At 69.2% G+C, this 14316-nt stretch carries 15 protein-coding genes, 1 other RNA gene and 1 pseudogene; 10 read left to right on the top strand and 7 right to left on the bottom strand.

Going from position 1 to position 14316, the window contains the following annotated elements; translation table 11 throughout:
* Positions 1-40: 40 nt before the first annotated feature.
* Both KXC43_RS13200 and KXC43_RS13195 read right to left on the bottom strand, forming a co-directional pair.
* Positions 41-478 carry a cytidine deaminase gene (locus KXC43_RS13200; protein WP_221376329.1) on the bottom strand — a complete coding sequence of 146 codons (438 nt, stop codon included), beginning with the start codon at positions 476-478 and terminating at the stop codon, positions 41-43.
* Positions 479-1032: 554 nt separating this feature from the next.
* Complete coding sequence (locus KXC43_RS13195) at positions 1033-1986, bottom strand: twin-arginine translocation signal domain-containing protein (protein ID WP_221376328.1); 954 nt, start codon at positions 1984-1986, stop codon at positions 1033-1035.
* Between the two features lie 227 nt (positions 1987-2213).
* Here KXC43_RS13195 and KXC43_RS52680 point away from each other — a divergent pair, with 227 nt between their 5' ends.
* Genes KXC43_RS52680 through KXC43_RS13165 form a run of 6 tightly spaced genes read left to right on the top strand, consistent with a single transcriptional unit; the run spans position 2214 to position 8295 of the window.
* Positions 2214-3233, top strand: a complete 1020-nt coding sequence (locus KXC43_RS52680; protein WP_308129067.1) for a LacI family DNA-binding transcriptional regulator — start codon at positions 2214-2216, stop codon at positions 3231-3233.
* Positions 3226-4824, top strand: a complete 1599-nt coding sequence (locus KXC43_RS13185; RefSeq protein ID WP_221376327.1) for an FAD-dependent oxidoreductase — start codon at positions 3226-3228, stop codon at positions 4822-4824. Before KXC43_RS52680 ends, KXC43_RS13185 begins: the two co-directional genes overlap by 8 nt.
* A 16-nt stretch (positions 4825-4840) precedes the next feature.
* Positions 4841-6082, top strand: a complete 1242-nt coding sequence (locus KXC43_RS13180; protein ID WP_221376326.1) for an ABC transporter substrate-binding protein — start codon at positions 4841-4843, stop codon at positions 6080-6082.
* On the top strand, positions 6079-7011 hold the full coding sequence (locus KXC43_RS13175; RefSeq protein ID WP_221376325.1) for a carbohydrate ABC transporter permease: 933 nt from the start codon (positions 6079-6081) through the stop codon (positions 7009-7011). The genes KXC43_RS13180 and KXC43_RS13175 overlap by 4 nt, the downstream gene beginning before the upstream one ends.
* On the top strand, positions 7001-7825 hold the full coding sequence (locus KXC43_RS13170) for a carbohydrate ABC transporter permease (RefSeq protein WP_221376324.1): 825 nt from the start codon (positions 7001-7003) through the stop codon (positions 7823-7825). Before KXC43_RS13175 ends, KXC43_RS13170 begins: the two co-directional genes overlap by 11 nt.
* A gap of 32 nt (positions 7826-7857) precedes the next feature.
* The gene (locus tag KXC43_RS13165; RefSeq protein WP_221376323.1) at positions 7858-8295 is read left to right on the top strand and encodes an Atg14 domain-containing protein; all 438 of its coding nucleotides are present in this window, start codon (positions 7858-7860) and stop codon (positions 8293-8295) included.
* Between the two features lie 542 nt (positions 8296-8837).
* Here KXC43_RS13165 and KXC43_RS50745 read toward each other — a convergent pair.
* Positions 8838-9713: pseudogene (locus tag KXC43_RS50745) on the bottom strand (sulfotransferase family protein).
* A 26-nt stretch (positions 9714-9739) separates the two neighbouring features.
* An RNA gene (gene rnpB, locus KXC43_RS13150) (RNase P RNA component class A) lies at positions 9740-10143 on the bottom strand.
* A gap of 44 nt (positions 10144-10187) precedes the next feature.
* Between rnpB and KXC43_RS13145 the strand changes: the two genes are divergently transcribed.
* Both KXC43_RS13145 and KXC43_RS13140 read left to right on the top strand, forming a co-directional pair.
* A complete protein-coding gene (locus KXC43_RS13145) occupies positions 10188-10952 on the top strand; it encodes a sulfite exporter TauE/SafE family protein (protein WP_221376320.1) in 765 nt (254 codons plus the stop codon).
* Between the two features lie 23 nt (positions 10953-10975).
* A complete protein-coding gene (locus tag KXC43_RS13140) occupies positions 10976-11548 on the top strand; it encodes a DEAD/DEAH box helicase family protein (protein WP_221376319.1) in 573 nt (190 codons plus the stop codon).
* Here the strand turns inward: KXC43_RS13140 and KXC43_RS50740 are convergent.
* Together KXC43_RS50740 and KXC43_RS13130 are read right to left on the bottom strand one after the other, a co-directional pair.
* Entirely contained in the window at positions 11520-12449 is a 930-nt protein-coding gene (locus KXC43_RS50740; RefSeq protein ID WP_255644018.1) for an NUDIX hydrolase, read from the bottom strand. The genes KXC43_RS13140 and KXC43_RS50740 overlap by 29 nt on opposite strands.
* The gene (locus tag KXC43_RS13130) at positions 12442-12894 is read right to left on the bottom strand and encodes a GNAT family N-acetyltransferase (RefSeq protein WP_221376318.1); all 453 of its coding nucleotides are present in this window, start codon (positions 12892-12894) and stop codon (positions 12442-12444) included. Before KXC43_RS13130 ends, KXC43_RS50740 begins: the two co-directional genes overlap by 8 nt.
* 62 nt (positions 12895-12956) lie before the next feature.
* Between KXC43_RS13130 and KXC43_RS13125 the strand changes: the two genes are divergently transcribed.
* Positions 12957-13328 carry a contact-dependent growth inhibition system immunity protein gene (locus tag KXC43_RS13125; RefSeq protein WP_308129066.1) on the top strand — a complete coding sequence of 124 codons (372 nt, stop codon included), beginning with the start codon at positions 12957-12959 and terminating at the stop codon, positions 13326-13328.
* Positions 13329-13375: 47 nt separating this feature from the next.
* Positions 13376-13684: a hypothetical protein gene (locus KXC43_RS13120; protein ID WP_221376317.1), complete on the top strand. Its 309-nt coding sequence runs from the start codon at positions 13376-13378 to the stop codon at positions 13682-13684.
* On the opposite strand, the gene KXC43_RS13115 is transcribed toward KXC43_RS13120, so the two are convergent.
* Positions 13650-14316, bottom strand: a 667-nt coding sequence (locus KXC43_RS13115; protein WP_221376316.1) for a uridine kinase family protein, incomplete at its 5' end; no start/stop codon positions are given. The genes KXC43_RS13120 and KXC43_RS13115 overlap by 35 nt on opposite strands.

The raw sequence follows: 14316 nt of genomic DNA, 5'->3' as shown, positions 1-14316 counted from the left end.
TGCGGTCGTTGTACGCAGTGAGCACCCGGGCATGACGTGCTCAGGCGAGGTGCTCAGCTTCGGACGGCCAGCCGCTTCCCTGGGCGAAGCGGGACGCCCAGTAGTACGGATTGACCTCGAGCAGCGTGCGTGCGGCCCACCCCGCGGGATCGCCCACGGCCACCTGCACCTCGGGACCCCACAGGGCGAGCCGTTCCTGGCAGATGCCGCACGGCGCCAGCACGAAGATCTCGGTGCTGTCCGCCTCCCGGCCGACGCACACGGAAGCGGTCACCCGCTTGTCGAGCGTGTACGCCTGGCAGATCGCCCCGGTCTCGTGGCACAGCGTGACGCCGGCGTTGATGTTGTCGAGGCAGACGCTGGTCAGGATCTGACCGTCCTCCAGGTAGACGGCGGCCGCCCCACCGTACTGGTCGGCCGGCCAGCGCCGGTTCATCTGGTCGACGGCCGCGTCCACGAGACGCTGATCAAGCTGCATAGCCGGTAAGTTAGCGCGCTTCGCCGAGGCCCCATCAGGCCGCCGGCCGCATCCTGTCCAGCGCTTTGTCGTGTCGTCCTTTCTTCAGTACGCGCCATCAAGCGCACTCCCCGGCCGAAGCACAGTTCGCAGGCGTTGGCAGCGCTGTCCACAGGGTGCCCAGTTGTCCACAGGACTGCCTGTTCGGCACGCCCCGCCTGGCCCTTCCCGCGCAGAATCACCGGCGAACCCGTAACCGTGAGGAGCTGTTGATGACTTACCAGGGACCACCGCTCGGATGTCTCGCCGAGCGACGAAAATCCCGCGCGGGGCTGAGGCGACGGTCGCGTCCGGGGGTCGCCCGTGTGCGCTTCGGCAACAGCCGTTTCGCCGGCGTGCCGTGGCCGCCGCCGTTGGGCCGCCGCGAGCGATTGCGGCGGAACGTGGGCGGCACGGCGAGGTGGGCCCATCAGTCTCAGCGCGGATCGGGGTCGCGGGTGGGCTTGTACCAGCCAGCCAGTTGAGACGCAGTTGGCTGGGCGTTCAGGCTCGATGGTTGCGCTGTCCGGCCGGCGTCAAATTGCGCGGGCGATGCAGATGCGGGCGTTCAAGCGTGGGCCGGCTTCGTAGAACATGTACTCGACGCCGCCGTCCGTGCCGAACGACGGGGCCGCCGCCCGGCCGTTGTCGGTGGCCGCGGGGGAGTGGAAGACGCCCAGGTGGTTCTCGCGGTCGAGGGCGTTGCCGACCTCGGTGAGCCGCATCCTGCCGTCGTTGCCGTGGTAGGCGACGTACGTGGTGTTGTTGCGGAACACCAGCGACGGGCCGGAGATGTCGGTCAGGCCGTCGGGTTCCGGGTTGACCAGCGGCGTCTGCGCGAACTGCCACTGGTCCCAGCCGTTCGGCGACCAGCCGTGGTAGATGCGCCGCTTCCCGGCCAGCACGCCCATGTAGACCATCACGTAGCGGCCGTTGTGGGCGAAGACCCGGGCGTACGAGGTCTCGGTCAGCCCCGGCACGAGCCTGGTGCTCAGAATGGGCGTCTCGTCGCGGAAGTTGATGCCGTCGGACGAGCGGGCCACGCGGGTCGTCGTGTTCTCGCCGTGCCAGTAGAGGAAGAACTGGCGGGTCGCCGCGTCCCAGGTGACGTGCGGTGACGACACGTGCGAGACGGTGCCGCCGCCGGGCAGCACGTTGTCGATGATCGGGTTGCCGGTGTGCTCGGTGAACGGGCCGTTGAGCGAGTTGGCCCAGGCCACGCAGATGCCGCCGGGCTTCTCGTGCGGGGCGTAGTAGAGGTGGTAGCGGCCGCGGGCTCCGCTGATCTTGTCGTAGACGCCGCGGATGCACGGGAAGATGAACTCCCCGGTCGGGTTGTAGCGCAGCGGCAGGGTGAGCGCGTCCCGCAGGTACCTGTACGTGGGCATGCCGGCCGGTCCGGCGGCGTGGGCGGCGCCGGGCACGGCGAGGCCGGTCACTCCGGCCGCACCGACGACGGCGGCGCCGCGGAGCAGAGAACGTCGATCCATGAAACGACCTCCATGGCGGGGCGCCACCGGAAGCGGGCGACGCCGGGGGATGTGGGTAGCGCGGGGAGCGCTGCCGACGCATCGAAGTTTCGCCACCGTTAACAACCGTGGTCAAGGTGCTAATACCTATTAGTGCTGGAGATTCCTTGACGGCCGCCGAGCCGGTGCCCGACGATCGGTTCACGTTTGTTAATGCGTATTAGCGGCGTAACAGAGGAGACTCCGACGTGCCATCCAGCAACAGGCGGGTGACGCAGCAGGACATCGCCCGGATGACCGGCGTCAGCCAGACGACCGTGTCGATCGTGCTCAACGAGCGCGACGACGCCGCCGTCCGCATCGCGCCGGAAACCCGGGAGCGGGTGCTGCAGGCGATCCGCCGCACCGGCTACGTGGCCGACCCGATCGCCCGCCGTCTGGCCGCCCAGCGCAACCGCTTCCTCGGCGTCTTCACCTACGAGCCCGTGTTCCCGGCCGGGCTGGGCGACTTCTACCACCCGTTCCTGGTCGGCATCGAGGAGTGCGCCGAGAGCATCGGCTGCGACCTGCTGCTGTTCACCAGCGCCCCGGTGATCGACGGCCGCCGGCGCATCTTCTCGCAGGACAACCGGCTGCGGCTGGCCGACGGCTGCATCCTGCTCGGGCGCTGGCTCGACCCGCAGGAACTGGCCCGGTTGATCGCCGAGGGCCAGGCGTTCGTCAGCGTGGGCCGCCGCGACGACGCGGGCGGGCCGGTGCCGTACGTCGGCGCCGACTATCCGACGGCCACCGCGGCCCAGGTGCGCCGGGCCGCCGAGCTGGGGCATCGCAGGATCGCGTACGTGGGGGAGGGGTCCGGGCCGGAGTCGCACGCCGACCGGTACCGGGGCTTCACGACCGCCGCGGCCGAGGCCGGGGTCACCGGCGTCCGGCTGCGCTACACCGACGGTGTCCTCGGTGATCTGCGGGCGCAGGGCTGCACGGCCGTCTTCGTGGAGGAGTTCGCGGACGGCGCCCTGCTCGCGGCCGAGGCCGGACGGCGGGGATTGCGCGTACCGGAAGATCTGTCTTTTGTGGCTCTGGGTGACCCGACCCGGCCGGCCAGCACGGACCTCGACTTCACCGGCTACCGGATTCCGCGTCGTGAGATGGGCTGGCAGGCGGTCGAGGTGCTGTCGGCGATTCTGGACGGAACGGGCGGCGCGACACAACGGCTGCTGCCGTGCGAGCCCGTGGCCGGCGCGACCCTGGCGGTGGCCCGTGCGTGAGCTGCATGCGGACGTGGTCGTGATCGGTGGCGGCCTCGGCGGAGTTGCCGCGGCCCTGGCAGCGTTGCGCGCCGGGCGGTCGGTGCTGCTGACCGAGGAGTACGCGTGGCTCGGCGGCCAGCTGACCAGCCAGGCCGTCCCGCCCGACGAACACAGCTGGGTCGAACAGTTCGGCGTCACCCGCAGCTACCGCGCGTTGCGGGACGGGATCCGTGACTACTACCGGTCGCACTTCCCGCTCACCGACCGTGCGCGCCGCACCCGCGACCTCAATCCGGGCGCCGGCCACGTGAGCCGCCTCTGCTCGGAGCCGCGGGTCGCCGTGGCCGTGATCGAGCAGATGCTCGGCCCCTACCGGGGGTCCGGCCGCCTCACGGTGCTGCAACCCGCCGTACCGGTGTCGGCCGAGACCGACGGCGACCGCGTCACCAGCGTGACCGTGCGGCACGCGGGCGAGGAGCTCGCGCTCACCGGCCCGTACATCCTGGACGCCACGGAAACCGGCGCGCTGCTGCCGATGACCGGCACCGAGTACGTGACCGGGGCCGAGTCGAGCGCCGAGACCGGCGAGCCGAGCGCGTCCGCCACCCGTGACCCGGCCAACATGCAGGCGCTGTCGGTCTGCTTCGCGATCGACCATGTCGACGGCGACCACACGATCGACAAGCCCGACGCGTACGGGTTCTGGCGCGACTACCAGCCGCCGTTCTGGGGCGCGCGCATGCTGTCCTGGCAGACGCCCAACCCCCGTACGCTGGAAACTTCGACCCGCTCCTTCACCCCCAACCCGGACGACGACCCCTGGCTCGTCGAGGCCGACCAGCGGGTCAACCCCGGCGACGGCAACCTGTGGACGTTCCGGCGCATCGCGGCACGGCGCAACTTCACCGACGGCTTCTACCCGAGCGACATCTGCCTCGTGAACTGGCCGATGATCGACTATTTCGAGGAGCCGTACGTCGACGGGCCCGACCCGGCCACGGTCGAGCGTGCCGCGCGGGAGCTGTCCCGCTCGGTGCTCTACTGGCTGCAGACCGAGGCGCCCCGCCCCGACGGCGGCACCGGCTGGCCCGGGCTGCGGCTGCGTGGCGACGTGACCGGCGGCTCGGACGGGCTCGCGATGGCCCCGTACGTGCGGGAAGGCCGACGGCTGCGGGCCGAGTACACCGTCGTCGAGCAGGACCTGTCGCTGGTCGTCCGCGGCGACAAGGGCGCCGTGGCGTACCCGGACTCGGTCGGCGTCGGCATGTACCGCATCGACCTGCACCCGTCGACCGGCGGCGACAACTACATCGACGTCGCCTCGTGCCCGTTCGAGATCCCGCTCGGGGCGCTGATCCCGCAGCGCGTCGAGAACCTGCTGCCCGCCGGCAAGAACATCGGCACCACCCACATCACCAACGGCTCGTACCGGCTGCACCCCGTCGAGTGGAACACGGGCGAGGTGGCCGGCGCGCTCGCCGCCTTCTGCCTCGACCGGTCGGTGTCGCCCCGGGCCGTGCGCAACACCCCCGATCTGCTCTCCGAGTTCCAGCACCACCTGAGCGCCGACGGTGTCGAGCTGCGCTGGCCCGACGTCAGCGGTTACTGAGAGAGGAACCTCCGATATGAGAAAAGCCGTTTCCATAGCCGCCACCGTCGCCCTGCTCGGCGCCCTGACCGCGTGCGGGGGAGGCGAAGCGGAGTCGGGCGGGCCGGTCACCCTGCGGATGACGACCTGGTCGGCCAACCCGGACCACGTCAAGCTGTTCGACGCGATCGCCGCCGAGTACAAGGCGACCCACCCCGACGTCTCGGTGAAGTTCGACGCGCTGCCGTTCGAGAACTACACGACCACCGTGACGACGCAGATCGCCGGCGGCAACGCGCCGGACATCGCCTGGATCCTCGAGGGCGCGGCGCCCGACTTCGTGGCGTCCGGCGCGTTGACCCCGCTCGACGACAGCATCGAGGGCGCCGCCGATCTCGCGCCCACCGCCACCGCCTTGTGGAAGCAGGACGGCAAGCTGATGGGCTACCCGTTCTCGACCTCGCCGTTCGGGGTCTTCGTCAACACCGATCTGCTGAAGAAAGCCGGGCAGACGCTGCCGACCGGCGACAAGTGGACCTGGGAGAAAGCGACCGAGGTGGCCGCGGCGACCGCGGCCAAGACCGGCAAGCAGGGCCTTGTCGTCCGCGACTTCGACTACAAGGACTGGACGAACCTGGCCACGGTCTTCCGCGGCTGGGGCGCCGAGGCCTGGAGCGCCGACGGCAAGACCTGCGGCTTCGACCAGCCGCCGATGGTCGACGCGATGACGTTCCTGCACAAGGCGATCTTCACCGACAAGGCGCTGCCGGCCCCGGGCGTGGCCGCGGACTTCTTCGCCGGTGAGTCGGCCATGACCATCGCGCAGATCTCGCGGGCGTCGCTGCTGAAGGAGGACGGGTTCGGCTGGGCGCTCGTGCCGCTGCCGGCCGGCCCGTCGGGTTCATACGCTGTGATCGGGCAGGGCGGGATCGGCGTCCTGAAGAAGGGCAAGAACGCGGCGGCGGCGCAGGAATTCGTCAAGTTCTTCACGAGCCCCGCCAATTCCGAGAAGCTGGCCCAGTTCTTCCCGCCGCCGCGCAAGTCGCAGCTCAACGTGGACACGCTGGCCAAGGCCAACCCGCTGCTCAAGCCCGAGCAATTGCAGAACGTCGTGATCGACGGCATCGAGAAGGGCGTGGTGAAGCCGAGTCACGCCGGAAGCGCCGAGATCAATCAGGCCGTACGGTCGGGTCTCGACCCGCTGTGGAAGCCGGGCGCCGACGTCACGGGCGTGCTGAAGGGCGTGTGCACTGCCATCAATCCCCTGCTCGCCAAATGACGGTGGTCCTGGACCGGCCCTCTTCGGAGGTCCGGTCCGCTCCCTCTTTCTGGACGACCAGGCGACGTGACCAACTGACGGCCTACGTCTTCATCACACCCGCCCTGCTGGGCGCCGTGGCTTTCGTCTTCCTGCCGTTGGTGCTCGTCGTCTGGTACAGCCTGCACGAGTGGAACGTGCTCGCCGACACCTTCAATTTCGTGGGCGCGGAGAACTACCGCAAGCTGGCCGACGACCCGAATTTTCCGGCCGTGCTGCGGGCCACCGCGTTCTTCTCCATCGGCCTGGTCGTGCTCAACCTGGCCCTGGCCTTGCTGCTCGCCGTGCTGCTCAATCAGAAACTTCGCGGCACCACGTTCTTCCGGGTCCTGTTCTTCTCGCCGGTCGTCGTTTCGTTGCTCGCCTGGACGATCGTGTGGGGCTTCCTGCTGCAGGACAACGGCGGCCTCAACGGCCTGCTCGAAACCGTCGGCATCGACGGCCCCAACTGGTTGCGCTCCGGCGGCACCGCGATGGTTTCGGTCGTCGTCGTCCAGGTCTTCAAGAACGTGGGCCTCAACATGGTGCTTTTCCTTGCGGCATTGCAGGGAGTGCCGCAAGAGCTCTACGAAGCCGCCCGCACCGACGGCGCCGGCCCTTGGACCATTTTCCGCCGCATCACCCTGCCGCTGATCAGCCCCACGATCCTGCTCACGTCGATCATCACGGTGGTCGGCTCGCTGCAGGTCTTCGCGCAGATCAGCGTGCTCACCCAGGGCGGCCCCGGCACCTCGACCACGGTCCTCGTCTATTACCTCTACCAGCAGGCGTTCCAATTCCACGCCTTCGGCTACGGCGCCACGCTGTCTGTCGTGTTGTTCCTCATCGTCCTGGCCCTGACCGTTCTGCAATGGCAGATGCGCAAGAGGTGGGTCTTCCATGAGCATTAGAACCAGGCTTCTCCTGTACGGGGTTCTGCTCGTTCTCTGCGTCCCGTTCGTCTTCCCCACCTGGTGGATGATCACCAGCTCGTTCAAGCCGAACGCCGAGATCTTCTCGCCGTCGCTGTGGCCGTCGTCGTGGAGCCTGGAACCCTGGCGCCAGGTCTTCACGATGCAGCCGTTCGCCCAGCAGTACTTCAACAGCGCGTACATCGCTGTGGTCGTCACCCTGGGCACGCTGGTGGTGGCGTCGATGGCCGGCTACGCGTTCGCCCGCATCCGTTTCCGCGGCCAGAACGTGCTTTTCCTGCTGGTGCTCACGGGCCTGCTCATTCCGAGCGAAGTGACGATCGTCCCGCTGTTCCGCATCTTAAACAGCCTCGGCCTGGTCGACACCCACTGGCCCCTGATCCTGGTGCCGATGCTGGGCCCGTCGAGCGTGCTGGCCACATTCATCATGCGGCAGTTCTTCATCACCCTGCCCGGCGAATTGGAGGAGGCCGCGCGCATGGACGGCCTCGGCCGCCCCGCCATCTTCCGCAGAATCGCGCTGCCCCTGGCCCGCCCCGCCCTGGGCGCGGTAGCCATCTTCACGTTCCTGCACAGCTGGAACCTCTACCTGGAACCGGTCGTGTACATCTCGTCCCGCACCAAATACACGCTGCCCCAGGCACTGACCCAGTTCACCGACGCCTACCAGGGCCAACTGTGGAACGTGCAGCTGTCGGCCGCCTCGATGACCGCCATCCCCGTCCTGATCGTCTTCGTGCTGGCCCAGCGCCAGTTCATCGAGGGCCTGGCCCACACCGGCCTCAAAGGCTGACCCGTGCCGTGATCCTGCCGTACTGTGCGGGAATGGAGCAGGTTGAGGACGGAGCGCCCGGCCCCGGCGACGCGGCCGACCTCGCGGAGCGTGTACAGCGTGCCGATGAGCGCGAGCGTACGGCGGACGAACGCGACCGTCTGGCCGAACGCCGCGAAGAGCTCGCCGACGAGCGGGAGCGCATCGCGGACGAACGCGAGGCGGCAGCCGACCGCCGCGAGCAGCTTCACGACGCCCGCGAACAGGCCCTGGACCGGCGGAGCCGCCAGATGCGGGTCGGGACCGAGGAACACGTGCACGCGAGCCTGGAAGCGATGGAGCGAGCGCGGGAGGCGCTCGACCGGTCGCGGGCCCGGCTCGACAGAAGCGAGACCACGCTGCGCGACAGCGGTCGTCGCGCCGAGCGCGACCAGGCCGACATCGACCGCGAGGTCGCTGACAGCCGCCGCCACCACGCCCCGGGCTTCTGACCGGTTGGGCGGGCGACGGACTGCTCGGCTCACGCTGGAGGAATGTCCTGTCCGCTCACCTCTCCGGAGTCGTCGGTGCGCCGGGAACTGGTGCCAGATTCGCTGAGGTGATGAAGGCGGCGAAGACGCACGCACTGACGCTTCTGACTGACCGGTTGAGTGCCGGCGACTGACCTGGGCTGAGGCTACCCGGCCCGGACTCGACCGGCGTGCTCCATCATCGTCGCCCTCGACCGCCTATCGCGGGAGAGAGACTCCGCCGGGACTCCAGCTCGATCGTGGCCGGCCGTTCCGAACTCCCGCTTCCATGAGTGTCGCTCAGGAGCGGTTGGCGTTCGTCCGGGCTCGATCTTGGTTTGGTGCCGAGGGCCGGCGTTGGGGGTGGTGCACAATCGAGGGCGGTGAAGTGGCGGCTGTCGATGGGCGGGATGGTGTGCTCCGGGATCGGATTCGACAGGAGTTGCAGCGGCAGCCCCGATGGTTGCCTTGGGTGCTGCTGGCGTCGGCCGGGTGCACGTTGTTAGGGGCCTGTTCGCCGCGCCTCACGGCCGTGGGTTGAGATGAGGAAACGGCTCGTCCGGCTCGGCGACGTCGAGTGCACGGCAGAGTGGAGCCCAGCCTTGGGCTGCTGTCCAGATAGTCAGACGGTGGGGCGGACATGTGTCGATCACGTACTGGTTGTGACGGCGGAAGCAGGCGATCGCGTGGTCGGGGTCGAGCACGCGATCCCAGCCGCCGAAGTCGACGTCCCAGACGCGCTGCAGCACCCGCGCCACGGGCGGGGGTGCGATGTTCATGCCGGGAGCAGTCCATTGGTGGATGGACGCACGAACGCTGTTGTATCAGTCGTTGGGGTCACGCACCGACAAGATGATCGGCGCCTCGGGCCAGAGCTGCGCGTAGGTCTCCCACTGCCAGCTGCCCAGCCAGTCCACGATCGAGCCCCAGCCGGCCAGGGCGCTGACCCAGTCGATGTCTACGCCGTCGTAGTGTGCGTTCCACAGGTCAGCAAGCTCGGGATGATCCCAGAGTGTCTGCATCTGCAGGCACGGTCCCGCACCCAGTCGTTCCAACGCCCTAGCCAACGATGTGGTCCCCGTTCGACCCCAACCCGCGCCGATCACCCACACCGCACCCGGACGGGTTCGACGGGATGGGTGTGGTGGTGGTCCAGCGAGCCGGACACCCCGTAGCCGTTCATCTGTTCGGGTGGCCCCAGCTGGTCTGTGATTTCCTGGTCGGCCCACCGCACCGTCTCGTTGGCTTTGGCCAGTGAGGAACGAAACCAGGGCATCCTCACCAGCGGCGATCGGCTGAGCCACTATGTAGAGGCGGCCCCGCTCGCGCGCCGTGAAACGTCGACCAGCATTGACCGACGGCGACCAGTGCTGACGCGCGAAGACCAGCTCAAGAGCCATGAACAGCGCCATGAGCAGGTGGGCGACGGACGAGTCGGCCGGTACGCCGGATTCTGTCCCGGCGGCCCGAGGGCCGCCATGGGCGGTCATCCATCTCGGCCGGCCGTTGCCGGCTCGGCTCTTGCGGCCTACCCGCAAGCTCGGGCGAGCAGCCCTCGAACGCTTGCGCCGGCCACCGCCTCGCGGCCGTGGCCTTACTTGGCCTTGCTCCGGGTGGGGTTTACCTAGCCACCCCGGTCGCCCGGGGTGCTGGTGAGCTCTTACCTCACCGTTTCACCCTTACCGGCCCTTGCGGGCCGGCGGTCTGTTCTCTGTGGCACTGTCCCGCGGGTCACCCCGGGTTGCCGTTAACAACCACCCTGCTCTGCGGAGTCCGGACGTTCCTCGGCGACGCCCCGGAGGGCGCCGACGCGACCGCCTGGCCGACTCGTCCGTCGCACCGACAGTCTACGGGGCCGTAGATTCGACCTCACCATGGATCTCGCACACGTCCTCCTGCTGGTGGTGGCCGGCCTCGCCGCCGGCAGCATGAACGCGATCGCCGGCGGCGGGTCGCTGATCACCTTCCCGAGCCTGATCGCGACCGGGTTGCCCTCGGTGGCGGCCAACGTCACGAATTCGATCTCCGTTTTTCCCGGGTACGTGTCGAGCGTGGCCGGCAGCCGGGCCGACCTCAGCGGGCAGGGCGGCCGCCTCACCCGGATCCTGCCCACCTGTGTGCTGGGCTCCGCCGCCGGATGCGCCCTGCTGCTGCTCACCCCGGCCCGCGCGTTCGAGGTGATCGTGCCGTTTCTGGTGCTCGGCGCCGCCGCCACGCTCGCCTTCCAGGAGCGGCTGCGCGGGCTGGTCGGCCACCCGCGACACATGTCGTCGCGGCGCGCCGCCGTCTGGTTGCAGGCCGTCGTCTTCGTCGGGGCGATCTACGGCGGCTATTTCGGCGCGGCGCTCGGCGTCATGTATGTGGCAGCTCTCGCGCTGATCCTCGACGAGCCGCTCAACCGCATCAACGCCCTCAAGAACGTGCTGTCGGCGGCCGTCGGCCTGGTCACGTTGCTCATCTTCGCGATCTTCGCCCCGGTCAACTGGGCCGCCGTGCTGATCCTCGCGCCCGCCACGGTCGTCGGCGGCTACGCGGGGGCGAAGCTGGCTCGCCGCCTGCCGTCACACGTGCTCCGTGCTGTCATCGTCATCTTCGGCACGGCCATCGGCCTGCTGCTTCTCTACCGCGCCTTCGTGTGACGGCCCTGGCTACGCTGCACCGCATGACCGACCTGCTCTTCGTCATCGGGCCGCCGGCCGTCGGCAAGATGACTGTCGGTCGGGCCATCGCGGCGCGCACCGGCTACCGCGTCTTCCACAATCATCTGACGATCGAGCCGGTGCTGCGCTTCTTCGACTTCGGCACGCCGCCCTTCCACCGGCTGGTCGAGAGCTTCCGTACGGGCGTGCTCGAAGAAGTTGCCGGCAGCGACCTGCCCGGGCTGGTTTTCACGTACGTCTGGGCCTTCGACCATCCCGGCGACGCGCAGGCGGTGGCCGGCTACGCCGAACCCTTCCGACGGCGCGGCGCCCGGGTCCGCTACCTCGAGCTGGAGGCGACCCAGACCGCTCGCCTGGCCCGCAACACGGGCGCCGACCGCCTGGCCGAGAAGCCCTCGAAGCGCGACCTCGACCGCTCCCGCGAGCTGCTGCTGAAGGCCGACCTCGACTACAAGCTGAACTCCACCACCGAGTTCGACGGCCGCGACGACCATCTACGCGTCGACAACACCACCCTGACCCCGGACGAGGTGGCCGACCTCACGATCAGGCACTTCCAGTTGAGACCTTCGTGAGGAAGCGGAAGAAGTGCGGATCGAACCGGCCCGGATCGGCGTCGGCCAGCTCGGCCCGCGACCACCACCGCACCTGGTGGAACTCGCCTTCGTCGACCACGAGAGCCTGTTCCCGGTCGCACGGCAGCACGTACCAGAGGCTCACGTCGGTGTGCCCCGAATCCATCCCGACCGTGCGGGTCACGGTCAGGAACACGGGCTCGCGGGACACTCCGGATCCGTCGAGCCCGAGCTCCTCCGCGATCTCCCGCTGAGCCGTCAGCCGCGGATCCTCGTCCGGTTCGACGTGCCCGCCCGGCGGCAACCACAGCCCCGCGTTCACGTGGTCAACCAGCAGGATCGCCCCGTCGCGGGGATCAACCGGCACCACGTACGACACCAGATGCTGGTCCGGGGTGGCCGGTTTGACCCGCCGGAAGACGTCCTCGGTCTGCCCGAGCCACTCCAACGTCTGCTCACGGTGCGCGGCCTCGACATCGTCGCCCGGCTCGATCCCCGCCACCAGCGCCCGCACAACCCCGGCCGAGTTCCGAGGTCCGAGCCAGCGCGCAGCCGCCTCGAACGTGCCCGACGGCGTGCTGTTGAACGCGATCGCTGCCCCCGCCGCATGCCTGCGCACCAGATTGATCACGAGCTCGAACAGCTTGACCTGTTCCTCGTTCTTGCGAATGCCCCCACCGACGACAACCACTTCCCAGCTACGCCGTACGAGCGCGGCAGCCACAACAGCCCCGATGTCGTCGCTGCCGTCGAGCCCCACCAGGCAGGTCTCGGCGCCCACCCCGGCCTCGGCGAACCGCGCCATCCCGGCTTCGATCTGCTCGGCCATCGGCGCGGGATCCCACGGCCCCGGCACCCGGTAGGGATCGAGCCCGATCACCAGCACGCGAGGATCAGTCATGCTCCGAAACTAGTCGTCGCGCGAACCGCCGGCAGACATGGACCCGCCGGAAGTTCGCGCGCGCCCACTGCTCATCGACCATTCGCCCGTGCAGGAAGCCACTCGTCAACGTCAGCCCCGCCCGCGCCACAACGGCGGCCCGCCCCGGTTCACCCGCGTCGGTGTATCGGTCCGCGTAGACGTGCAGCGCCTGGCCGATGCCCTGCCGCCGGAAGTCAAGATGTACCACCACCGTGTCGATGGTGGCTGCCTTCCCGCGCACGGTCGCCACGAGGATCCCGGCAACCGTGCCGTCGCCGGTCACCGCGACCAGATCCGGGCCGGTGGTGGCCGGCTTCGAGGTCCACACATCGTCGTAGTACGCGGTGTCGAGGAACCCCAGAACCCGGCAGCGCAGCCAGGACCGCTCGTCAGCGGGCTGATACGTCCGCACGGACCACGTCACGCGCCGAGTCTGGAACCGGCGCCGAGACGACGAAGGCCTGGGAGTTGGGGGAGACTGCCGGCGTGGACCGCACGATTGAAGACATCGAGGGCGTTCGCGAGCTCGAGCCGGGGCCGGACGCCACCCCGCTGGTTCGGCGCTGCCTGGCGCTTCGGCGGAAGCCGCTCTCGGAGTTTCGCGTCGAGGATCTGCGGATCTTGCTCGGTCAGCGGATCGCCGTGCCGGTGCTGCTGCCGATGGCTGTCGCTGTCCTGGTCGACGATCCGCTGGCCGAAGGTGACTTCTACGCCGGAGACCTGCTGAACACGGTGGTCCAGCTGCCCGACACGGCCTGGGGTTCGGGAGAGCGCGAGCGCTTCGCTGACGTGCTGAGGGCGATTCCTCGGCCCGAGAACAAGGGGCTCCGCCAGGCGATCGAGGCGTTTCTCGCGTGAGAATTCCGTTCCGGCATCACGGTCGTGACGGTGTTGTCGTCGTTCGGGTGGAGCGGATTACCGACGGGGACGGGACCGGCATGCCGTTCCTTGCCGTGGGTTATCCGGCCTCGATCTACGACGCGCCGTGCCGGAACCTCAACGGCGCGCGGACCCTGCGATGGCGGGCCGACACCTTTCTCACGACCGTTCCGCTGCGGTCGAGAGTGGAACCCATCCGTCGGCTGGCGTCGTTCTCGTGGGGGTACGACGAACTGCCGGTCACCATCGTGCCGCCGGCCGGGACCGGTGAGGAGAGCTGGGTCCGCTACCTGAGCCTGTTCAGGACGGAGTTTCCGGGCTGGGTCTGGAGCTGACCACCTCGGTGCGGGCGTCGTGGGCCACCGATGAGGCGGTGCAGACGATGACGTCGGCGCGTTGCCAGGGGCGGTCGTCGAGCAGGAACGGGATTTCCTCGGTCATCCACTCGTCCCAGTTCTGGATGGCGCCGGCCTCGGTCCGGCCCTCGTGGGCGATGTCGCGGCTGATGCCGCGGGCCCTCGCCTCGTCGAAGTCGGACTGCACCCAGAGGGCGAGGTCGAGATACGGGGTCAGTGAACGGCGGGAGACCCCGACGCCTTCCAGGATCACGGTGGTGGCCGACGCGGCGACCTCGATGTGGCCGTCGCGGCCCAGCCGGTCCCAGGCGGGCAGGCGGTAGTGGACCGGCTGACCGGCGTGCAGCGGGCGCAGGATGCCGTCGATCATCAGGTCGTCCCAGCCGAAGCGGGAATGGTGCCACGCCACGTCGTCGGAGTGGACGACCGCCGCCGGGGGCAGGGCCTCGCGCAGGCGGTTGGCCAGGGCTGTCTTGCCGCTTCCGCCGCGGCCGTCGACGGCGATGATGCGGGGGCGGCCGGGCGCTGCCGGCAGAGGGAGCGAGCGGACGAAGACCTCGATCGGCTCGACCCGCCAGGGGCCGGCCTCGGGTTCGCCCGGTCCGGGGTCA

This window comes from Paractinoplanes polyasparticus, from assembly GCF_019710575.1.
GTDB classification, from domain to species: domain Bacteria; phylum Actinomycetota; class Actinomycetes; order Mycobacteriales; family Micromonosporaceae; genus Actinoplanes; species Actinoplanes polyasparticus.
This window is presented reverse-complemented; position numbering and strand designations above follow the sequence as displayed.